The sequence below is a fragment of the Streptomyces sp. CA2R106 genome (assembly GCF_037034245.1).
Taxonomy (GTDB): Bacteria; Actinomycetota; Actinomycetes; order Streptomycetales; family Streptomycetaceae; genus Actinacidiphila.
In genome coordinates, this window is sequence record NZ_JBAGKC010000029.1 from 25,591 (window position 1) to 47,109 (window position 21,519).

The window sequence follows — 21,519 nt, forward strand, 5'->3', positions numbered from 1 at the left end:
GCGCACCGCCCCCGCAGTCGTGTCCGGTCCCGTCAGGGGGTGCGGGCGGTGGGGGTGGAGCGGTGCGTGCCGTGGGGCTGGAGGGTGGGCGTGAGGCGGTCCGTGGTGGTGGAAGCGCGGAGGGTCGGCAGGGCCCTGGCCGCGGCCTTGGCAGAGGCGGCGGCAGGGGCGGCGCCGCCCGCCCACCAGACGGTGGTGAGTTGGGCGCTGCTGACGGCGACGGCGTTGCCGATGGAGGTGCGGGCCGCGGGGGCGTAGGAGTCGTTGCCGCCGAAGGCGACGACTTCCTGGATGCTCGCGGACTCCTTGGTGAGGTAGCCGGCGGTCAGCGGGGACAGGGAGTCGGCGGCCGACCAGAGGGCCGGGCCGTAGGTGGCGGTGACCGCGTTGCCGGTGACGGCGTTGGACCAGGTGGAACCGCCGTCCACGGTCGCGACGTTGGGCGAGGTCCACCAGAACTGGGCGAGGTTGACCGCGGTCTGCTCGTAGGAACTGCCGCTGACGTCGTAGAACTGCCACTGTGCGGCGAGCGGGGTGTTCTCCAGCGCGGTACGGGCGTTGGCGCCGACCGAGACCAGGCCGGTCGTGTCCGGGTCGAGGGAGTTGAGGTAGGTCTTCACGGCGGCGGGGATCGTCGTGCCCTTGGTGAGCAGGACCACGCCGAGGCCGCGGTAGCCGAGGGCGCCGGCGGCGGTGGAGGCCGCGACCGGGTCGTGGTAGTCCATGCCGTCGGCGACGAAGACCCAGTCGGGCTTCTTGGTGATCTGGACGGCCGTACGGGCCGAGACGGAGGCCAGGTCGGCGCCGTCCATGCGCAGCGCGGTGTAGCCGAGCGCGGTGACCTGGGAGAGCACCGTGGCGCTCAACTGCGAGGTGTTGCCCTCCAGGTAGACGGTGCTGCCCTTGGGGAGGGTGCGCTTGAGTTCGGCGGTGGCGGTGGCGTCCAGCGAGGTGCTGGAGGTCAGCACGATCGGGCCCTGCTTCTCCGCGGCGAGCGAGATCGCGGGGGTGGCGTAGGTGGCGTTGGCCTTGTCGACCAGGACCGCGGAGTGCGCGGTGATCAGGCCGGGCTCGTGGGTCGCGCCGGTGGTGTCGAAGGTGAAGCGGGACGCGGCCTGGTCGATGGTGATGCCGCCGGTGCCGTAGACCCGGTCGAGGGTGTTGTTGCGGACCGGCTGCCAGGCCGGCTTGGTGCCGCTGTTGCTGTAGACGGTGCTGATGCCGTTGGCCAGGTTGACGATCCTGGTGGTCGTGGCGTCGGCCGAGGCGGACGAGGAGGTGGCGGCGCCATAGGCGATCCGCCCGCCGGCCGGGTCCCAGGCGGGGTCGACGTGGTTGACGGCGTCGGTGGTGATCTGCTTGGCGCCGGTGCCGTCGGCGGCGGCGGTGAAGATCTGGCGGTAGCCGTCGACGACCCGGGTGAAGGCCAACTGGCTGCCGTCCGCGGAGTAGGCGGGGTCGGCGCCGTCGGAGACGATCCGCCGCACGGCGTTCGTGCTCGGGTCGAGCGTCCAGATGTCCGAGCCGGTCTTACCGCAGGTGGCGCGTTCGAAGGCGAGCGGGCCGAGGATGCTGGCGCTCGGGTGGGTGTCGCACGTCCCGGCCGGCTGCTGGTTGTCGCCGGTCAGCAGCGGCTGCTGTCCGTAGGAGGCGTCGGACGGGCCGTAGAAGAGTTCCTGGCCGGTGCTGGTGACGATGTCGCTGCCGTCCAGCCAGAAGGCGGCGTCGGTGTACTGCGCGCCGGAGGCGCCCTGCGGCCACTCGGTGGTGACGTGCGAGGGGGACCCGACCAGGCGGGTGCTGGTGAGCCGGGTCGGGTCCTGGCCGCCGGCCACCAGACGGCTGCCGTCCGGGGCCCAGTTGGCGGAGAGCCGAGCGGTGTCGGGCAGGTTCGGCACCTCCGACGCCTCGTTGGCGTCGGCGTCGGCGGTGTTCACGCCGAAGGAGTCGACGACCGAGATCTGGCCGGTGCCGGCGGCGACCGTCATCGCCCCGGCCTGCTGTGCGGTCACGTACAGCAGGCCGGTGGCCAGCGACGCGGCCGAGGTGAGCGCCGCGAGACCGCGGCGCGTACGAGCTTTCACGTGGAGCCCCCCAAAGATGCGATGCCGTGCGGCATCGACCTACGGCATACGGTGTGTGCCGGCGTGCAGCAGGTGCGGTGGCGGTGCGCGCTCCGGCCCGCGGGCGCGGGCGGCCGACCACTCAACGAGGCGGACTGCTCCCGGTGCTGCCCGAGTGCCGGTGGTGCGTTGCGTGCGGGTGCCGTCAGATCCGGCCCCGGTCCCCTCGACCGTCGGCCGTGTCCCCCCGGGCGTGCGCCCCCACCGCACACCGCTGCTCCTGATGATCTCCTGCCGGCCCGCAGACCCTATGCGGGCCGGGTTGCCGCGGGCACGGGGCGGCAGGGGAAATCCTGGTGAACAGCGGACCACCGCCGGACGCCGGCGCGGCCCCCGCCGGGCCGGAAGGGCCGCGGCGCCCTGGGGGGAACGTCATACGGCCGGTGTCCCCGATCACCGCGCGTATGCGCTTACATGGTGACAGCGCCATCACCATCTCGCTTCGAGGAAAGGGCATCTGTGGCTCTCGACGGACAACCGCACGGCACGGTGGGCGCCGGCGCCCACCGGCGCCCGCCGGCATGGCTCTCCGAAGCCGTGATCTACCAGATCTACCCGGCGGCCTTCGCCGACTCCAACGGCGACGGCATCGGGGACCTGCGCGGGGTGCGCGAGCGCCTCGACCACCTGGCCTGGCTCGGCGTGGACACGCTGTGGCTGAGCCCCTGCTTCGCCTCGCCGTTCGGGGACGGCGGGTACGACATCAGCGACTACCTGACCATCGCGCCGCGCTACGGCAGCAACGAGGACGCCGACGCGCTGATCGAGGCCGCCCGCGCCCGCGGGATGCGGATCATGTTCGACCTGGTGCCCGGGCACACCTCCCACGAGCACCCGTGGTTCCTGGAGTCGATACGAAACCCCGACGACGACCGGTACATCTGGTCCGACCGCGTCGGCGCCCCGGTGCGCGGCTGGATTCCCAACCACGCCGGGCGCGGCGGCTACTACCTCGCCAACTTCTACGCCATCCAGCCCGCCCTGAACTTCGGCTACGCCCGGCCGGACCCGGCCGAGCCGTGGCGGCAGCCGGTGGACGCGCCCGGCCCGCGGGCCAACCGCGCCGCGCTGCGGGAGGTCATGGCGTACTGGTTCGACCGGGGCGTGTCCGGCTTCCGCGTCGACATGGCCGCCTCGCTGGTCAAGGACGACCCGGGGTCGGTCGAGACCGGCCGGCTGTGGGCCGAGATGCGCGACTGGATCGACCGGGAGTACCCCGGCCGCATCCTGCTGTCGGAGTGGGGCGACCCCAAGACGTCGGTGCCGGCCGGATTCCACGCGGACTTCTTCCTGCACTTCACCGGCACCGCGCTGCGCTCCCTGTGGGACAACGGCACCGGCAGCCAGGGCTCGTGGCCGGCCATCGGCCCCTGCTACTTCGACCCCGACGGCGGCGGCTCGATGGGCACCTTCCTCGACGCCTGGCGGGAGGCGGACAAGGCGATCGACGGCGCCGGCCACATCGCCCTGCCCACCGCCAACCACGACTTCTCCCGGCTGACCTGCGGCCCGCGCACCCGCGACATGGTCGCGCCCGCCTTCGCCTTCCTGCTCACCTGGCCCACGCTGCCGGTCATCTACTACGGCGACGAGATCGGCATGCGGTACGTCCCCGGGCTGCCGGACAAGGAGGGCAGCCAGCTCGACGCCGAGGCGCGCCAGGGGTCCCGTACCCCGATGCAGTGGGACGCCTCCGCGGGGGCCGGTTTCTCCACCGCCGGCGCCGAGCGGTACTACCTGCCGGTCGACCCCGCGCCGGACCGGCCCGACGTGGCCACCGAGCGGGCCGACGAGGGCTCCCTGCTGCACCACGTCCACCGGCTGATCGCGCTGCGCAAGCAGACCCCCGCGCTCCGCAGCGGCGGCACCGTACGGGTGCTGCACCGGGACTACCCGTTCGTCTACCTGCGCGGCGAGAGCCACCTGGTGGTGGTCAACGGGCGCCGCGAACCGGCGGGCGCGCCCTGGCCCGCGAGCGGCCCGGCCCCGCGGGTGCTCGCCGCGCACGGCGTCGAGCTGACCGCGTCCGGCATCCAGGCCGCCGGGTTCTCCTACGCGGTCTACGAACTCGCCCCGGGCGCCCAGGTCTCCGCGTACGAGGACGCCGACGTCGCCACGGCGGACTGACGGCGTACCCGGCCGCAGGCGCCCCGGGTCCCGGCCGACGGGCCCTCAACCGAAGGGGACTTGGGGCGCCCGTCAACCGCGGCGCGGCGCCGGCACCGACTCCGCGCAGCCGCAGCTCGCCCGCAGCACCAGCGCGACCGGGAGCATGAGGGCGTGCGGCTCGCGCGGCGGCGCCCCGATCCGGTCCACCAGCAGCGCGACCGCCTCCTCGCCGATCCGCCGACTCGGCTGGCGGACGGTGGTCAGCGGCGGCTGGGCCATCGCACCGAGCGGAATGCCGTCGAAGCCGGTCACCGCGATGTCCTCGGGCACGCGGATGCCGTGGGCGGCGAACTCCTCCAACGCCCCTACGGCCATCTGGTCGTTGGCGAGCACCAGCGCGTCAGGCAGCCCGCGTTCGGCGCCCCCGGCAGCGGCGTCCGGCCCCGCGACGGCGCCCCCGGCAGCGTCGATCAGCGCGCGCGCCGCGTCCCGCCCCGCGGTCCGCGTCAGGTCGCCGCGCAGCGCGGGCTCCTCCGGCACCGGCAGCCCGGCGTCCCGGCACGCGTCCCGGTACCCGAGGAAACGGGCCTCGGCGTCCGGCGAGTCCGCGGGCCCGCCGACGAACTCCAGCCGGCGCAGGCCGTGTTCCTCGACCAGATGGCGGGTCAGCTCGCGCTGCCCGGCCCGGTTGTCGACCTGGACGTTGTCGAGGTGGTCCAGCTCCGGCGGCCCGGCCAGCATGACCACCGGCATCCGGCGGGAGACCGTCTCCAGCTCCCGCGCGGCCACGGTCCTGGACATGATCGCGAAGCCGTCGACGTGGCCGGCCAGCGTGGCGACCAGGCTCGACGGGCCGTCCCGCAGCGAGGCGGCGACCAGCAGGGCGTAGCCGCGGCTGCGGGCGGCGCGCTCCATGCCGCGGATGATGTGGTCGGCGTAGAGGGTCGCGGCGCCCTCGTCACCGTCGCCCGGGGTGTCCGTCTCGGGGTCGGCGTGGTCGGGGATGCACAGGCCGAGGATGCCGGTGGTCCGGCTGGCCAGGCCGCGGGCGCTGCCGCTGGGGACGTAGCCGAGGTCGCGGGCGGCGGCGAGCACCTTCTCCCGAGTGGGCGCGCGGACCGCGTCGGGCGAGCGGTAGACCCGGGAGACCGTGGCGATCGACACACCGGCCAGCTCGGCCACGTCGTAGACCGTCGGCGTCCCGGTCGTGCCGGTCGCCGGTTTCCGCGCAGTGGCCACTTGGTGCTCCTCTTCCGGTGCGCGCGAACACGCCTGCTCCCCGTATGCGCATACACGCAGCACACACGGTACCTCCCGGGAAGACGGCCACCGTCCGCCCGGGAGGGCCGCGAGCAACCGCCCGAGGCCGTGCGCAGTTCACAGGACAGGAACCTTGCGGAAACGAAATGTATGCGCATACAGTGCGGAAAGCGCAGGCAGGGGCCTGTGCCCTCCCTCCTCGGAGGTGCCTCAAGGGAGAGGATCACCCCACCATGACGCGTGCCAGCGGGAGACGGCTGAAAGCCGCCGCAGCGTTCGGGGTCGCCGCCATGCTCGTCGCCACCGGCTGCTCGGTCTCGGTGAAGTCCGGCACCTCGAACGTCGGCCCGACCACCTTGCTGGTCGGCGGCGCGGACAACGGCTCACCGGCGCTGTTCCGGAACTTCAACCCGTTCTCGCCGAACAAGCGCAACCTGACGACGTGGATGTACGAGCCGCTCGGGGTCGTCAACAACCTCGACGGCGCCGAGACGCCGTTCCTCGCCACCGGCTACGACCTGCCGAACGCCAGGACCGTCGACTTCCACATCCGGCAGGGCGTGCGCTGGTCGGACGGCAAGGCGTTCACCGCGGCCGACGTCGCGTACACCTTCCAGCTGCTGCGCACCCATGCCGCGCTGGACACCGCCGGCGTCTGGCAGCACATCCGCTCGGTGTCGGTCGACGGCGACGACGTGGTCTTCCACCTGAAGAACTCCGACGTGCCCGCGGCGAAGCTGATCGAGCAGACGCTCATCGTGCCCGAGCACATCTGGCGCAAGGTCAAGGACCCGGTGACCTACACCGATCCGAACCCGGTGGTCACCGGCCCCTACACGCTGGCGCGCTTCACGCCCAACCAGTACACCCTGGCGAAGAACAAGAGCTACTGGCAGGCCGACAAGGTCGAGGTGCAGAAGGTCGTCGTGCCGGGCTCCAGCTCGGACCTGGCGATCGCCACCCAGGGCTTCGACTGGGCGTACTCCTTCTTCCCGAACGTCGACAAGACCTGGGTGAAGGCGGACGAGCAGCACAACAGCTACTGGTTCCCGCCCGGCGGCATCGTCTCGCTGCTGCCCAACCTCACCAAGGCGCCGTTCAAGAACATCGACTTCCGCAAGGGGCTGTCGCTCGCGCTGGACCGCCAGCAGATCGCCGACAAGGCGGAGCAGGGCTATGTGCAGGCGGCCAGCCAGACCGGGCTGCTGCTGCCGAACGAGAAGGCGTCGCTCAACACCGCCATCCCGGACCAGGGCATGGTGACCCAGGACACCGCCGCCGCGCTCGCCGCGTTCGCGAAGGCCGGCTACACCAAGCACGGCGGCAAGCTGGTGGACGCGTCCGGCAGGCCGCTGAGCGTCGACCTCACGGTGCCGGACGGCTGGTCGGACTGGCTCCAGGGCGCCCAGGAGATCATCCAGCAGCTGCGCGCGGTCGGCATCACCGTCAAGCTCGACAAGCCGCAGCCCGCGGCGTACCAGCAGGACCTCCAGAACGGCGACTTCGACCTGGCGCTGGGCACCGTCGGCGGCTCGGGCTCGCTCTACCAGGACTACAACAACCTGCTGAACTCCGCGTTCAAGAAGGCGGTGGGCACCTCCACCGCGTCCAACTACGAGCGCTACGGCGACGCGGCGACCGACAAGCTGCTCAACACGCTGCGCACGACCACCGACCCGGCCGCGCAACAGCGCCTCGCCGACCAGTTGCAGAACGTGGTGTACGGGCAGCTGCCCGAGATCTCGCTCTTCTACGGCGGCCTGTGGGGCCTGTCCAGCGACAAGAAGTTCACCGGCTGGCCCAGCCAGAAGAATCCGTATGCGTCGTTGATGACCTGGGGTTCGACCCCGCTGCTGGTGATGACGCATCTGCGGTTGGCGAAGTAGGCGACCGCGGAAGGGACGAGGAGAACCCCTCATGCGCTACATCCTGCGCAAGTTCGGGCTGCTGCTGCTCACCTTGTGGGCCGCCGTCACGCTCAACTACGCGCTCCCCCGGCTGATGCCGGGCTCACCGGCCGACGCGGCGGTGGCGAAGCTCTCGCAGAGCGGCCCGGTGTCGCCGTCGACCCGGGCCGCGATCGAGGCCCAACTGGGCGTGCCCAGCGGCAGTTGGTGGCACCAGTACGTGGAGTACCTCAACACGGTGGTCCACCTGCGGTTCGGGGTGTCGTACACCTTCTTCCCGCAGTCGGTGTCCAGCATGGTGGCGCAGGCGCTGCCCTGGACGCTGATGCTGGTCGGCCTGGTCACGGTGCTGGCGTTCGTCGTCGGCTCGCTGATCGGCGTGGCCGCGGCCTGGCGGCGCGGGACCTGGCTGGACTCGCTGCCGACGCTGTCCGGCGCGTTCCTGGCGGCCTTCCCGTACTTCTGGACCGCGCTGCTGCTGGTCTTCTTCGCCGGATACGTGCTCGGCTGGTTCCCGACCTCGGGCGCGTACTCCGCGGACGCGGTGCCCAACCTGTCGTTCGGCTTCGTCCAGGACTCGCTGTACCACGCGGTGCTGCCCGCGCTGACGATCCTGCTGACCTCGCTGGGCGGCTGGATTCTCGGCATGCGCAACACCATGATCGGCACCATCGGCGAGGACTACGTGACCTTCGCCGAGGCCAACGGCCTGCGCGGGCGCACCGTCGCCCTGCGGTACGCGGCACGCAACGCGCTGCTGCCCAACCTCACCGGCTTCGGCATGGCGCTGGGCGGGGTGGTCGGCGGCTCGCTGCTGGTGGAGCAGGTCTTCGACTACCCCGGTGTGGGCCACCTGCTGTACAGCGCGGTGACCAACCACGACTACCCGCTGATGCAGGCGCTGTTCCTGATGATCACGGTGTGCGTGCTGGTCGCGAACTTCATCGTGGACGTCCTCTACGGCGTCCTGGACCCCCGGACCAGGCGGTGACCGAGATGACCTCCCCTGCAACGAACCTGCCGGGCCCCGCGCTTCCGACCGGGCCCGCGGCGCCGTCGAGTTCGGGCGCCATGCGCGCGGCCCAGGTCTTCGGCCGCTCCTTCGGCACCGTGTGGAGCAACGGCAAGGCCCGGGTGGGCCTGGTGATCCTGGCGCTCTTCGTCCTGGTGGCGGTCTTCGCGCCGGTGCTGGCGCCGTACTCGCCGCACGAGAACGACTTCGCCACCGGCGCCGGCAGCAGCTCGGCACACCTGCTGGGCACCACCGGCGCCGGCGAGGACGTGCTGTCCCAACTGCTGTACGGGGCGCGGGTGTCGATCGTGGTCGGCTTCGTCGCCGGCGGTCTAGCCACGCTGGTGGCGGTGGCCGTCGGCCTGTCCTGGGGCTACCTGCGCGGCTGGCTCGGCGACGTGGTCAACTTCGTCGTCAACCTCTTCCTGGTGGTCCCCGGCCTGCCGCTGATGATCATCATCGCCGCCTACCTCCAGAACGGCGGCCTGAAGATGGTCGTGCTGGTGGTCGTGATCACCGGCTGGGCGTGGGGGGCGCGCGTGCTGCGGGCGCAGACCCAGTCGCTGCGCAGCCGGGACTTCGTGACCGCGGCGCTGTTCAGCGGCGAGAGCGCGACCCGCGTGGTCTTCCGGGAGATCCTCCCCAACATGACCTCGATGATCGCCGGCTCCTTCTTCGGCGCGGCGACCGCCGCGGTGCTGTCGGAGTCCGGGCTGTCCTTCCTCGGGCTCGGCGACCCCTTCACGGTCAGCTGGGGCTCGATGCTCTACTGGGCGCAGAACTCCAACGCCCTCCTCACCGGCCAGTGGGTGCTGCTGTTCGCCCCCGGTCTGTGCGTCGCGCTGCTGGCCACCGCGATGACCCTGGTCAACTTCGGTGTCGACGGGCTGAGCAACCCGCGGCTGCGGGAAGGGAGCACGCGATGAGCCTGCTCGACGTCAGGAACCTCAGCATCGTCTACGAGCCGCGCGGCGCCGAGCCGACGCTCGCGGTCAAGGACGCGTCCTTCCGGCTGGCGCAGGGCGAGTTCGTCGGCCTGGTCGGCGAGTCGGGGTCGGGCAAGTCCACCCTGGGCTTCGCGCTGACCCGGCTGGCCAAGCCCCCGGCGCGGATCTCCGCCGGCCGCATCCTCTTCGACGGCACCGACATCGCCGAACTCGACACCGAGCAGGTGCGGTTGCAGCGGCACGGCGGCTTCGCCATGGTGCTCCAGTCCGGGATGAACGCGCTGAACCCGGTGCGCACCATCGGCCACCACTTCGGTGACATCTTCGCCGCGCACGGCCATGTGCCGCGGCCGCGCCGCCGGGCGCGGGCGGTGGGGCTGCTGGAGAAGGTCGAGCTGACCGCCGCCGTGCTCGACCGCTACCCGGGCGAGCTGTCCGGCGGGATGCGGCAGCGCGTGTCGATCGCGCTCGCGCTGTGCCTGGAGCCGCGGCTGATGGTCTTCGACGAGCCGACCACGGCGCTGGACGTGATGGTCCAGCACGCGGTGATGCGCACCATCCGCGAACTCCAGGAGAGCGAGGGCTTCACCGCGGTCCTGATCAGCCACGACCTGGGCGTGGTGCTGGAGTCCACGGCGCGGGTGCTGGTGATGAAGGACGGCGTCATCGTGGAGGACGCGCCGTCCAAGGACGTCTTCGAGCGGCCGCAGCACCCCTACACGCGGTCGCTGCTGGGGCACTACGCCGACCCGCGCGCGGAGGTGGTGGAGCTGCCGGGGCTGCCCGCGGCGGATTCAGGTACGGACACGGCGGCGGGTACGGATACGGGTACGGCGGGCGCAGCTACGGATACGGGTACGGCAGCCGCCGCGGCCGGCGCGGGTGGCCGTAACGGCGGTCGTACCGGCGGCCGTACGGGAACGCGGACGGGGACGCGTACGGCCGCGCAGGACGCGATCGTCGTGGCGGACGTCAGCCGGGTCTACCCGGGGCGGCGGCGCGGGGACGCCCCCGTGACGGCGGTGGAGGGCGTCTCCTTCCGGCTGGAGCCGGGCGAGTCGATGGCCCTGGTCGGCCAGTCCGGCTCGGGCAAGTCCACCCTGGCCAAGCTGATCACCGGGGTCGAGCAGCCGACCAGCGGCACCGTCTCCTTCGGCGACCTGCGGGTCGACCGGCTGCGGCGGCGGAAGCTGCACACCCTGCACGCCGACGTCCAGATGGTCTTCCAGGACCCGTACGCCGCGCTCAACCCGCTGCACACGGTCGAGTACACGCTCACCCGGCCGGTGGTGAACTTCACCGGGCGCAAGGGCGCGGCGGCCAGGAAGCGGGTGCTGGAACTGCTGGAGATCGTCGGGCTGACGCCGGTCGAGCAGTTCGCCGCGCGGCTGCCGCACGAACTGTCCGGCGGCCAGCGGCAGCGCGTGGTGATCGCCCGCGCGCTGGCGAGCGACCCGCAGGTGCTGATCGCCGACGAACCGGTCTCGATGCTCGACGTCTCGCTGCGCGCCGGGGTGCTGGCCCTGCTGCGGGACCTGCGCGCCGACTTCGGGGTCTCGCTGCTGTACATCACCCACGACCTGCTGTCGGCGCGCGTGGTGACCGACAGGATCATGGTGCTGCACCAGGGGCGCGTGGTGGAGTCGGGGCCGACCGCCAAGGTGCTGCGCTTCCCCGAACACGACTACACGACACGGCTGCTGGACTCCATCCCGCAGCCCGCGCGCCGCTTCGCGGCGGCCGCCGGCAGCGGTGAGAGAAGCGGCGGCGGCGCCGCGGGGGAGGGCGCGGCATGAGCGGGCAGGGAAGCGCGCTGCCGGGCGGACAGGTCCGCCCGGGCCGCCCGTTCAGCGTCCTGCCGGTGCCGGACACCGTCGAGGTGCTGGAACTGGACGCGCCCGTCGGCACTTTGACCGCCCTGCGGGCGCGCCCCGCCGGTCCCGCCGCCGGCGGCACCGCGCTGCTGGTGCCGGGGTTCACCGGCTCCAAGGAGGACTTCCTCCCGCTGCTGCCGCTGCTCGCCGAACGCGGCGTCGACGCCTGGGCGTTCAGCCAGCGCGGGCAGGCCGACTCGGCGGCGCCGGCCGGTGAGGAGGCGTACACGCTGGACGCGTTCTCCGGAGACGTCCTCCATGTCGCCTCGCTCATCGCCGAGTTGACGGGGCATCAGCGCACGCATCTGCTGGGCCACAGTTTCGGCGGCACCGTCGCCCGGGCGGCGGCGATCCGCGGCGGCCGGGCGGTCTTCGCCGACCTGGCCATGCTCTGCTCGGGCCCGCACGGCTGGCCGGGCCGCAAGGCCGTTGAAGAGGCGCGGCTGCGCGGGGCCGGCAAGCAGACCGACCTGTGGACCCTCGACCGGCCCGAGGCGGCCAGGACCGCCCGGCGCGCCCCGGAACGGCTCAGCCCCACCGAGCGGTTCCTGCGCGAGCGGTCGCTGCGCACCAGCGTGGACCACCTGCTGGGCGCCATCGGCGTCCTCGCCGACCCGGCCGACTCCACCCCTCACCTGGCCGCCACCGGACTGCCCGTCCTGGTCGCCCACGGCGCGTACGACGACGCCTGGCCGCAGGAGTGGCAGCGCACGATGGCCGAACGCCTCGGCGCGCGCCACGAGGTCATCGCCGACGCCGGCCATCTGCCCAACCAGGAGAACCCGGCCGCCACCGCGGACCTGCTCTCCGACTTCTGGTCGCACACCGGCTGACCGGTCGTCACCTTTCACGACACGAACGAGGTTTTCTCCGTGCTGCACTTCCCGGACCGTTTCCTGTGGGGCGCCGCGACCGCCGCGCACCAGATCGAGGGGAACAACATCAACAACGACTGGTGGCCGCGCGAGCACGCGCCCGGCACCAGCATCGTGGAGCCCTCCGGGGACGCCTGCGACAGCTACCACCGGTTCCGCGAGGACATGGCGCTGCTGCGTGACGCGGGCCTGGACACGTACCGGTTCAGCATCGAGTGGAGCCGGATCGAGCCGGAGGAGGGCGTGGTCTCGCGCGCCTCGATCGACCACTACCGGCGGATGGTGGACACCGCGCTGGAGCTGGGCATCACCCCGATGGTGACGCTGATGCACTTCACCGTGCCGCGCTGGTTCGCGCAGGAGGGCATGTGGCGCAGCCCCAAGGCGGCGGACCGCTTCGCGCGGTTCACCGAACTGGCGCTGCCGGTGCTGGGCGACGACGTGAAGTGGGTCTGCACCGTCAACGAGCCCAACATCGCGGCGATGATCGCCGGCGGCGAGGACCCGGCGAACCTGGTGGCGTACGGCCTGCCGGCGCCGGACCTCCAGGTCGCGGACACCCTGCTGGCCTGCCACCAGCGGGCGCGCGAGGTGCTGTCCGGCGTGGGCGGGGTGCGCTCCGGGTGGACCGTCGCCACCCAGGCGTTCCAGGCCGAGCCGGGCAGCGAGGACATCGCGCACGCCTACGGCTACCACCGCGACGACTGGTACCTGGAGGCCGCGCGCGGCGACGACTGGGTCGGTGTGCAGGCCTACACCCGTACGATCATCGGCCCCGACGGCCCGCGCCAGGTGCCCGAGGGCGTGGAGACCACGCTGACCGGGTGGGAGTTCTACCCGCGGGCGCTGGAGCTCGGGGTGCGCAGCGCGTGGGAGAAGACCGGCGGCACCCCGGTGTTCGTCACCGAGAACGGCATCGCCACCGCCGACGACGCCCGCCGGATCGACTACACCCGCGGCGCGCTCGCCGGGCTGCACGCGGCCATCGCGGACGGCGTCCAGGTGGAGGGCTACCTGCACTGGAGCCTGCTGGACAACTACGAGTGGGCGTCCGGCTTCCGGCCGACCTTCGGGCTGATCGCCGTGGACCGGCAGACCTTCGTCCGCACCCCGAAGCCGTCGCTGGCGTGGCTGGGGGGCGTGGCGCGGGCAGGCGGGGTCGAGCCGCGGTAGCGGCAACCGGACGGGCAGGACAACGGCCGGGCGGCGCGGCGGCACGGTGGCCGGGTGGCGGCCGGACACCGGCCGGATGGCCCGACGTACTTGTCATGTTCACGGATCGGGCTAGCCTGAGAGCTGCCCGGTCCGTACGTCCCGCCCGTCCCCCTCGCCCCAGGAGGCCCCGTGCCCGCGTCCGCGCCCGTGTCCGTACGCCCCCGCCGACTCGCCGCCGCCACGCTGGTCGCGGCGGCCGCCCTCCTGGCCGCGGCGCCGCTCGCCCAGGCCAGCGGCAGCAAGATGACCCAGGCCGCGGCGGCCGCCGAACTGTCCGCCGCGGGCATCACCTGGAGTTCGAGCGGCAACTGCACCACCCGCTCCAACTCCACCTGCACCTCCTTCGACCAGATCAACTCCGGCACGGTCGACGCCATGGTCACCCTGAAGAACGCCAGCGGCTGCGCCCTCAACATCACCGGCGGCACCGAGGTCGGGCACGCCTCCGGCACCTACAGCCACTACAACGGCTACAAGGTCGACCTGTCGCACAACACCTGCATCGACGCCTACGTGCACAACAGCTTCACGTACATCGGCTACCGCGGTGACGGCTACCCGCAGTGGCAGGCGGCGTCCGGCAACCTCTACTGCGACGAGGGCAACCACTGGGACGTCACCGTCTACTGACGTACCGACGTGGGGACGTGGGGACATACCGGCGTCCCCGGTCCGGCGGCCGCCCGTCGAGGCGGCCGCCCATTGAGGCGACAGCGCGTTGTGTGCACGGCCGTTCGGCGGCCTGGTGGTGTGTCGTACGGCCGTTCCCGATCTTCGACGGTGAAGGTGTGGAACATGGCTGACTTCTCGCGCAGACGGCTGCTCAGGTCCGCGTTCGGCGCCGGCGGCGCGGCGGCGGCGATGACGCTGCTGCCCCCGAACCTGCGGCGCGCCATGGCCGAGCCGGCCGGGAACCCGGGCTCGCTCGACGCCATCGAGCACGTGGTGGTCCTCATGCTGGAGAACCGCTCGTTCGACCACTACTTCGGCACCATGCCCGGTGTCCGCGGCTTCGACGACCCGGACGCGGTGACGCTGTCCACCGGGCGGTCGGTCTTCTACCAGCCCGACCCGGTCAACCCCGACGGCTACCTGCTGCCCTTCCACCTCGACACCAGGTCGAGCAGTGCGCAGGCGATCCCCTCGACCAGCCACGCCTGGACCGTGCAGCACGCGGCGGTCAACGGCGGCCGGATGGACCAGTGGCTGCCCGCCCACCGCGCCGCCGACGGCCAGGCCAACGGCCCCTACACGATGGGCTACTACAAGCGCGACGACATCCCGTTCCACTTCGCGCTCGCCGAGTCGTTCACGCTGTGCGACGCGTACTTCTGCTCGCTGCTCGGCCCGACCTGGCCCAACCGGCTCTACCACTGGAGCGGCACCATCGACCCCGCGGGCCTGGCCGGCGGCCCGGTGATCAGCAATGTCATCCCCGCCCCCTTCCGCTGGACCACCTACCCCGAACGCCTCACCGCGGCCGGCGTGTCCTGGCACGTCTACCAGCAGGAGGACGACTACGGCACCAACCCGCTGGAGTGGTTCCAGGCCTACCAGGACGCGAGACCCGGCGACGCCCTCCACGAGCACGCCCTGACCATCGGCCCGGCCGACCAGTTCGCGCGGGACGCGGTCAACGACCGCCTGCCGACCGTCTCCTGGATCATCCCGACCTCCGAGCAGAGCGAGCACCCCGACTACACCCCGGCGGCCGGCGCCGACTTCCTCGCCCGCCAGCTCGACGCGGTCGCGGCCAACCCCGACGTGTGGCGCAAGACCGTCTTCATCGTCAACTACGACGAGAACGACGGACTGTTCGACCACATGGTCCCGCCGATGCCGCCGCCCGGCACCCCGGACGAGTTCGTCGGCGGGCTGCCCATCGGCGCCGGGGTCCGCGTGCCGTGCCTGATCGTCTCCCCCTGGACGCAAGGCGGCTACGTCGCCGGCGAGCCCTTCGACCACACCTCGGTGCTGCGCTTCCTGGAGCGGATCACCGGAGTGCGCGAGACCAACATCAGCGCCTGGCGGCGCTCCACCTTCGGCGACTTGACCTCCGCGCTCGGACTGCCCGGCTCCCGCCCTTTCCCCCGGCTGCCCGACACCAAGAAGCAGTTCTGGGCCGCCGAGAACGAGGTCGCCACGCTGCCGCCGATCACTTTGCCGGGCGCCGACCAGACCCCGCCGCACCAGGAGGGGAAGCGCTCCGCCGAGGACACCGCGAAGCAGCCCGCGTCCGGCGGGCCGTACGGGCCGGACACCGCGCCCGCCACCGGGTCCGCGCACCCGCGCACCCGCCCGTACGCCATCAGCCGCATCGTCGAGAACGCCACCACGCACCGCTCGGACTTCCCGCACGGCACCAAGGGCACCGACTTCCCCGGCACCCAGGAGGCCGTGCCCACCGTCGGCCCCACCACCGGCACCCACGTCTACACCGTCGGCGTGGTCAGCTTCACCCTCGCGGTGATCGACGCCTCCAGCCGCCAACTCGTCGCCAGCGTCAAGGCCGGCGTGAGCCCGTACGGCCTGGCGAGCGCCGACGGCGGCGCCAAGCTGTACTTCAGCAGCTCCGGCGAGAACTCCGTCTCCGTCTACGACACCACCACCGGCCTGGTCACCGGCACCGTCGGCGTCGGCCCCTACCCGCACGGCCTGGCCACCTCGCCCGACGGCCGCAGCCTCTACGTCGCCAACACCGGCCCGGACAGCGGGTTCGGCGGCTCGCGCACCCTGTCGGTCCTCGACACCGCCACCGACACCGTCACCGCCACCTGGCAGACCGGCAACAGCCCGCACTCCGTCGCCCCCGGCACCGACGGCCGCACCCTCTACGTCTCCTGCTACGACGGCCTGTCGGTCGTGGACACCGGCACCGGCAGGCAGCGCGCCCTGCTCACCGACCAGGCCGAGGCCCAGGGCGTCGCCGTCCACCCCGACGGCACCCGCGTCTACGTCGTCAACACCTGGCACGACACCCTCTCGGTGGTCGACACCCGCACCCACCGGGTGCTCGACGTTGTCCGGGTCGGCCGCACCCCCTGGCAGGTGGCCGTCAGCCCCGACGGCTCGCGGCTCTACGTCACCAACTCCAGGGACGACACGGTCTCCGTGCTCGACGCGGCCCGCAACCGGGTGGTCGGCACCGTCGGCGTCGCCCACGTCCCGACCACCGTCACCGCGACCGGCTCCACCGTCTGGGTCGCCACCAACGCCTCCGCGACGATCGACGCGATCGACGCGAAGTCCCTGGCGCTCCTGGGGAGTACGCCGCTGGGGCTGACCACGAGCCCGGTGGGGCTCGTCGTCGCCTGAGCCACAGGGGTGCCTCGGTCAGTGCGGGCGGCGGACGCCCGCCTCGAGGGCCGAGGCGCCCACGTCGCCCAGGACGACGACGTGGAAGACCGCGCCGGCGACCGCGGCCACGAAACGGGAGATCCTACGGGTGCTGCGCATGAGGTGCCACCTGTCCGATCGGGTCTGCGGGGGGGGACGGGGTCCGCGGAGTCCGCGGGGTCTGCGGGGGTTGACCGGGGGTCGTCCGCGGCTGCTTGCCGAGGGCGAACCCCGCGCGGTCACCAGCTCAGGGCGTCGTCCATCGACTGCTGCCAGTAGGTGGTGGTGAGGGTGTCGTCGATGTAGACGCCCTTGGGCGGCAGCGCGGGGTGGGCGGCGCCGCCGACGCTGCCGGAGAGGGAGCGGGGCTGGAAGAGGACGTCCAGGGTCTTCGCGGTGTAGCCGTACTTGCCGCTGCCGTCGGTGGCCGACAGCGAGACGGAGGCGTAGCCGGACTCGCCCGGGTTGAGGGTGACCACGGCCTGCGGCTGCGAGTCGTCGATGACCGGCGGCACCGCCTGGGCGCCGGTGAAGTCCAGCTCCGGGTAGCCGTACAGGTAGCAGGTGTGCGTGCCGGTGTTGGTGACCGTGAGGAGCAGGTGGTTCACCGGGCGGGTCAGCGGGGCGGCCACCGTCTTGGTGTTCGACGCCTCGCAGGTGACCGCCTTGCCGGTGCCGCTGCTGTTCCCGCTGTTCCCGTTGCCGGCGCTGGTCCCGCTGTTCCCGCTGCCGGTGCTCTTCCCGCTGGTGTCGTCCGCGGCCGGGGCCTTGGCCGGGTCGGTTCCCTGGGCCGCGGGGGCGGTCGGGGTCCGCGCCTGGTCCGCGGGGAGCGTCACCGCCGGGTCCGCGGTCTTCGTGGTGGAGACGCCGTTCGCGGCGCCCTCCGCCCGGCTGCCCGTGCCGTCGTCCGAGCAGGCGGTCAGCGACAGCGCGGCGACGACGACGGCCGCGGCGGCGCCGGCCAGCCGGACACCCGAGGTACGGGTACGGGCGGCACGAGCGGTACGGGTGCGGGTGGTGCGGATGCTGAACATCGGGTGGGCCTCTTTCGCGGTTCGAGCCGGTGGATCGCTTGGACGACCTGAGCCTGCGGCGTGATCCGTCCCAGCCGCCACGCCTGGCGGCAGGTTGGGGACGATGGAACGTCGAAACACCCTCTGACCAGCGCGAACGTGCTTCCCCTGGAACGGCGGAACGGGATGCCCGACGGCCGGGCACCGCCCCTGCCGCCCCCTCGCCGCTCCCTCGCCGACCCCTCGCCGCCCGTCGCCGCCTACCGGACCGCCGGTCGCAGCCGGCGGTGGAAGCGGACCCGGGCTCCGTGGGCGGGCACGAGCGTGACCGACAGCAGCCGGGCCGGCTCGGGTGGGCCGGCCGGCGCGGGCACGGCCCGGGCGAGCACCTCCCGGAGCACCGTCTCCACCTCCAACTGCGCCAGCGGTGCGCCGATGCAGCGGCGCACCCCGCCCCCGAACGGCGTCAGCGAGTACGCCACCGGGTCCGCCGCCAAGTGCCGCTCCGGCCGGAACAGGTGCGGCTGCGGCCACAGCCGCCGGTCGAGGTGGACCGGCGGGAAGAGCGCGGCGACGAACGCGTGCCGAGGCACCGGGTACCCCGCGAGCCGGGTGTCCCGGACGGCGGTGCGGATCGCGTAGTAGACAGCGGGGCGCAGCCGGGTCGACTCCTTCACCGTCGCCTTCAGCAGGCGGTCGGAGCCCGCGTCGAGGTCGTCGATCAACGCGTTGCGCGCCGCGGGGTGGTGGGCGAGCAGGTGCAGCGTCCAGGCGATCGTGGTCGCGGTGGTCTCGTACCCGGCCAGCACCAGGCCGGTCAGCTCGTCGAGCACCTGCTCGTCGTCGAGCCCGGCGCCCTGCTCGTCCCGGGCCTCGAGCAGCATCGACAGCACGTCCTCCCGCGCGGTGCCGCCGCGCCGGCGGCTCTCGGCCCGGCGCACCGCGATCTCCGTGCGCGTCAGGTCCTGGACGGCCGCCCGCAGCCGTGCGAAGCGGCCGCCCGGCGACCACCGGCCCGCGTCGCGCTGCAACGGCCTGGGCAGGAACAGCACCGCCACGTTGTCCATCCCGGCGAACGCGGTCAGCGCCCGCCGGAACAGCGCGACCCGGCCGGGGTCGGTCAGGCCGAACACCACCCGCAGGATGACGTCGAGGGCCACCCGCTGCGCCCAGGGGCGTACCGCCACGCCGTCGCCGGTCAGCAGCTCCGGCAGCCCGGCGCGCACCAACTCCCGCATCCGCGCCGCCCAGCGGACGACCCGATCACCGTGGAAAGGGGGCAGCAGCAGCTTGCGGTGCGGCAGATGGCGGGGCGGCGGTGTGCAGATCAGCGACCCCGCGCCGACCGCCGGCCGCAGCAGCGCCGCGCCGTCCCCGCCGGCGAACCGCTCGTGGTCGGTGAGCACCGCCCGGTTGGCCGCGATGTCCGCCGAGCACACCAGCGCCGCCCGGTACGGGTGGACCCGCAGCGAGAACACCGGCCCCAACCGCTCGCGCAGCGCCAGTCCGTACCCCTGCGGGTCGAGCAGCATCCGCAGCGTCTGCACGGCCCGCGGCGCCCTGGCCGCCGGCGGGAAGCGCCGCGGGTCCCACGACGGCTCCCGCGCGAACGGGTCACTCATGCCCGACCTCCCCCTCCTGGCTCCCACGAGTTCCGACCAGCGGTTCACGGCGCCGGGGGTCCGGCGCCGCGGGTCCGGCTCCGCGCTTCACGGCCCCGCGTCCCAGGCCAGGTGCCCCGGCTCACGGGCGCCGGCTGACGTGCACTGCACCGGCCCCCGTTCGCCCGGCCCCGCCTGCTTCAGCCGGCGTCCTCCTCCCGCCAGGGGCCGGCCGGGTCGTCGTAGGCGGCGGCGAACCCCTCCGTCGCGATCGGCGCCTGGAGCACCTCATCCGGAATGGCGAAGGCGTCCACGAGCGTCAGCGCGTGCGGCGCCAGCCAGGCGCTGATCCGGTCGGCGGCCGGGCCGAGCTCGCGGACGTCCTCGGCGGACAGGTGGCCGTCGGCCAGCAGCAGGCCCGCGTGCGGCGCGAGGCGTTGCAGCGCGAACAGCTGGAAGAGCTGGTCGAGCACCGTACGCGTGGCGGTGTCGCCGACCTGGTCGACCGCCGCCAGGAACGCTTCCGCCGCCCGCCGGGCCGCATACGCGTCGACCAGTTCGAGCCCCGGGTTCACCGCGTGGTTCCAGCGGTCCAGCGGCCCGGTGCTGGGGCGGCCGAGCCGCTCTCTGGCCCGCCGCAGGCACCGCAGCTCGTGGCGTATCAGCACCTCCAGCAGCCGGCGGGAGCCGGTGGGCGCGGCCGCGGGTCCGGCGCGATCGGCCGCCCCGGCAGGCACGGCGGACTCGGCCGGTACGGCGGGCTCGGCCGGTACGGCCGTCTCGGCGGGCGGCCGGTAGCCGCGCCCGGTCAGCATGTCCGCGGCGGCCTTGGTCCAGATGACGAGGTTGTCCCCTTCCGCGGTGATGGTGCTCTCGATGGGCGTGATCAGGTCGACGATCCGGTTGACGGACAACAGCCCCTGCGCACCGCAGCGTTCACGGCACTCCAGCACGATGTCCCGGGCCTGCCAGGTGGTCCAGCCCTTCGCCGCGGCGACGAGCACGTCCACCTCGGCGGCGTCGGCCGCCCCGGTGCCACCGCCCGGTTCCCCGGTGCCGGTCCGGGCCTCCGCGAACTCGCCGTCGTCCCGGCGGCCGCACTCCCGCACCGCCGCCCGCAGCAGGAACGTCGCCGCGTACGCCCGCGCCACCGCGCCCAGCAGCCGCGTCTGATGGCAGCGGTAGGCGAAGACCGGGACCCCGGTCCGGCCGACCGGCGCGAAGGTGTGGCGGTGGTGGGCGTACCGCACCGCGATGGCCAGGGCCGACCGGGCGCCGCCCACCGCCGCCCCGCTCAGGCACAGCTTGCCGGTGGTGACGCGCTGGATCGACCGCAGGAAGCGGCGCCGCCGGCTGCCGACGGCGCTGCGGAAGGCGCCCTCGGCGGTCAACTCCGTGTGCTCGCCCGCCAGCAGCGCCGACCGCGCCAGCACCACCCGGTCGAACGACGTGAGGGCGTGGTCGACCGACGACCCCGGGATCTCCGACAGCGGGCGTATGCGGATGCCGGGCAGCGGCCCCCGCGCGTCGCGCAGCGGTACGAAGAACAGGTGCACCCCGCAGTTCTGGCCCCGGACGATCAGCCTGGCCGCCACCAGGCCGCTCTTGCGGCCGCCCGCGGGGCCGGTGTTGGGCATGAACTTCTGCGCGCCCGCGGTCGGGGTGTGCAGCACGAAGTCGTCCGTCTCCTGGCGGTAGGTCGCGGTGGTCTCCAGGTCCGCCGCGTTGTTGCCGTAGCCGAGTTCCGTGATCAGCACCGCGCCGTAGTCGTCGAGCCGGATGAACGGCGCCGGGTCGACCGCATTTTCGGGGTCCAGCCGGAGCAGGCTGCCCAGGAAGAGGTTGTAATGGATCGTCGCGAGTGTGGTGAGCGAGCCGTCGACCATGCCCAGCCATTCGTGCAGCGCGACCAATCGCGTGGTCGAACCGACGAATTCCGGGACCGAACCCATGGCGCCATTGACCTCCCGCAGCCGTTCATAGGCGGATTCCGCCCGCTCGGAAAGCGATAATCCGTCGCGGTAACGGAATACCTCTCGGCGCAGCACCTCGGTCCACGGCCGGTGCGCCGCCTCGAAGCCGCCGTCGAAGAGAGCGTCGGTCAGCGGTCCGGCCCGCACCGCGCCCGCCGGGACGGCCTCGACCGGGACGGTGTCCACGGGGACCGCCCCGCCCGCGCCGGACGGTGGGCCCGGTCGGCCCGGCGCACCCGGTGGGCCCGGCCCGTCCGCGAGCCGCGCCGTCGGC

Annotated in this window: 15 protein-coding genes and 1 pseudogene; 10 read left to right on the forward strand and 6 right to left on the reverse strand. The window is 73.0% G+C overall.

The annotated features are described in order from the left end of the window. Positions 1-32 precede the first annotated feature (32 nt). On the reverse strand, positions 33-2,084 hold the full coding sequence (locus tag WA788_RS29315; protein WP_335982377.1) for a hypothetical protein: 2,052 nt from the start codon (positions 2,082-2,084) through the stop codon (positions 33-35). Between the two features lie 498 nt (positions 2,085-2,582). Here WA788_RS29315 and WA788_RS29320 point away from each other — a divergent pair, with 498 nt between their 5' ends. Next, entirely contained in the window at positions 2,583-4,250 is a 1,668-nt protein-coding gene (locus tag WA788_RS29320) for an alpha-amylase family glycosyl hydrolase (RefSeq protein ID WP_335982379.1), read from the forward strand. A gap of 72 nt (positions 4,251-4,322) precedes the next feature. Here the strand turns inward: WA788_RS29320 and WA788_RS29325 are convergent, their stop codons facing one another. Next, complete coding sequence (locus WA788_RS29325; protein ID WP_335982381.1) at positions 4,323-5,471, reverse strand: LacI family DNA-binding transcriptional regulator; 1,149 nt, start codon at positions 5,469-5,471, stop codon at positions 4,323-4,325. Between the two features lie 254 nt (positions 5,472-5,725). On the opposite strand from WA788_RS29325, the gene WA788_RS29330 reads away from it, so the two are divergent. From WA788_RS29330 to WA788_RS29370, 9 genes and pseudogenes are all read left to right on the forward strand, one after another. After that, a complete protein-coding gene (locus tag WA788_RS29330) occupies positions 5,726-7,378 on the forward strand; it encodes an ABC transporter substrate-binding protein (RefSeq protein ID WP_335982382.1) in 1,653 nt (550 codons plus the stop codon). Between the two features lie 31 nt (positions 7,379-7,409). Next, positions 7,410-8,390 carry an ABC transporter permease gene (locus WA788_RS29335; protein ID WP_335982385.1) on the forward strand — a complete coding sequence of 327 codons (981 nt, stop codon included), beginning with the start codon at positions 7,410-7,412 and terminating at the stop codon, positions 8,388-8,390. 5 nt (positions 8,391-8,395) lie between these two features. Then, positions 8,396-9,337 carry an ABC transporter permease gene (locus tag WA788_RS29340; protein WP_335982387.1) on the forward strand — a complete coding sequence of 314 codons (942 nt, stop codon included), beginning with the start codon at positions 8,396-8,398 and terminating at the stop codon, positions 9,335-9,337. After that, complete coding sequence (locus tag WA788_RS29345; RefSeq protein WP_335982389.1) at positions 9,334-11,154, forward strand: ABC transporter ATP-binding protein; 1,821 nt, start codon at positions 9,334-9,336, stop codon at positions 11,152-11,154. Before WA788_RS29340 ends, WA788_RS29345 begins: the two co-directional genes overlap by 4 nt. Then, the gene (locus tag WA788_RS29350) at positions 11,151-12,065 is read left to right on the forward strand and encodes an alpha/beta fold hydrolase (protein WP_335982391.1); all 915 of its coding nucleotides are present in this window, start codon (positions 11,151-11,153) and stop codon (positions 12,063-12,065) included. Before WA788_RS29345 ends, WA788_RS29350 begins: the two co-directional genes overlap by 4 nt. 39 nt (positions 12,066-12,104) lie before the next feature. Continuing rightward, entirely contained in the window at positions 12,105-13,280 is a 1,176-nt protein-coding gene (locus WA788_RS29355) for a glycoside hydrolase family 1 protein (RefSeq protein ID WP_335982392.1), read from the forward strand. A gap of 189 nt (positions 13,281-13,469) precedes the next feature. Then, on the forward strand, positions 13,470-13,952 hold the full coding sequence (locus WA788_RS29360) for a hypothetical protein (RefSeq protein ID WP_435127856.1): 483 nt from the start codon (positions 13,470-13,472) through the stop codon (positions 13,950-13,952). A 165-nt stretch (positions 13,953-14,117) separates the two neighbouring features. Beyond that, positions 14,118-15,527, forward strand: a pseudogene (locus WA788_RS29365) (alkaline phosphatase family protein); the annotation flags it as partial. A 309-nt stretch (positions 15,528-15,836) separates the two neighbouring features. Next, positions 15,837-16,637 (forward strand): YncE family protein, encoded by an 801-nt coding sequence (locus WA788_RS29370; RefSeq protein ID WP_335982471.1) that lies wholly within the window; start codon positions 15,837-15,839, stop codon positions 16,635-16,637. A gap of 18 nt (positions 16,638-16,655) precedes the next feature. Here the strand turns inward: WA788_RS29370 and WA788_RS29375 are convergent, their stop codons facing one another. The 4 genes from WA788_RS29375 to WA788_RS29390 form a co-directional block, all read right to left on the reverse strand. Next, positions 16,656-16,778, reverse strand: a complete 123-nt coding sequence (locus tag WA788_RS29375) for a hypothetical protein (protein ID WP_335982393.1) — start codon at positions 16,776-16,778, stop codon at positions 16,656-16,658. Positions 16,779-16,897: 119 nt separating this feature from the next. Then, positions 16,898-17,692, reverse strand: a complete 795-nt coding sequence (locus WA788_RS29380) for a DUF4232 domain-containing protein (protein WP_335982395.1) — start codon at positions 17,690-17,692, stop codon at positions 16,898-16,900. Between the two features lie 239 nt (positions 17,693-17,931). Next, positions 17,932-19,293, reverse strand: coding sequence for a cytochrome P450 (locus tag WA788_RS29385; RefSeq protein WP_335982396.1), 1,362 nt, complete (start codon positions 19,291-19,293; stop codon positions 17,932-17,934). 179 nt (positions 19,294-19,472) lie between these two features. Next, positions 19,473-21,431: an acyl-CoA dehydrogenase family protein gene (locus WA788_RS29390; RefSeq protein ID WP_335982397.1), complete on the reverse strand. Its 1,959-nt coding sequence runs from the start codon at positions 21,429-21,431 to the stop codon at positions 19,473-19,475. Between the last annotated feature and the right edge of the window lie 88 nt (positions 21,432-21,519).

Excerpts from the sequence above, each read along its gene's own strand:
- WA788_RS29375 (WP_335982393.1), bottom strand. The coding sequence starts at position 16,778 with ATGCGCAGCACCCGTAGGATCTCCCGTTTCGTGGCCGCGGTCGCCGGC.
- WA788_RS29380 (WP_335982395.1), bottom strand. The coding sequence starts at position 17,692 with ATGTTCAGCATCCGCACCACCCGCACCCGTACCGCTCGTGCCGCCCGT.
- WA788_RS29350 (WP_335982391.1), top strand. The coding sequence starts at position 11,151 with ATGAGCGGGCAGGGAAGCGCGCTGCCGGGCGGACAGGTCCGCCCGGGC.
- WA788_RS29330 (WP_335982382.1), top strand. The coding sequence starts at position 5,726 with ATGACGCGTGCCAGCGGGAGACGGCTGAAAGCCGCCGCAGCGTTCGGG.
- WA788_RS29345 (WP_335982389.1), top strand. The coding sequence starts at position 9,334 with ATGAGCCTGCTCGACGTCAGGAACCTCAGCATCGTCTACGAGCCGCGC.
- WA788_RS29385 (WP_335982396.1), bottom strand. The coding sequence starts at position 19,293 with ATGAGTGACCCGTTCGCGCGGGAGCCGTCGTGGGACCCGCGGCGCTTC.
- WA788_RS29335 (WP_335982385.1), top strand. The coding sequence starts at position 7,410 with ATGCGCTACATCCTGCGCAAGTTCGGGCTGCTGCTGCTCACCTTGTGG.
- WA788_RS29340 (WP_335982387.1), top strand. The coding sequence starts at position 8,396 with ATGACCTCCCCTGCAACGAACCTGCCGGGCCCCGCGCTTCCGACCGGG.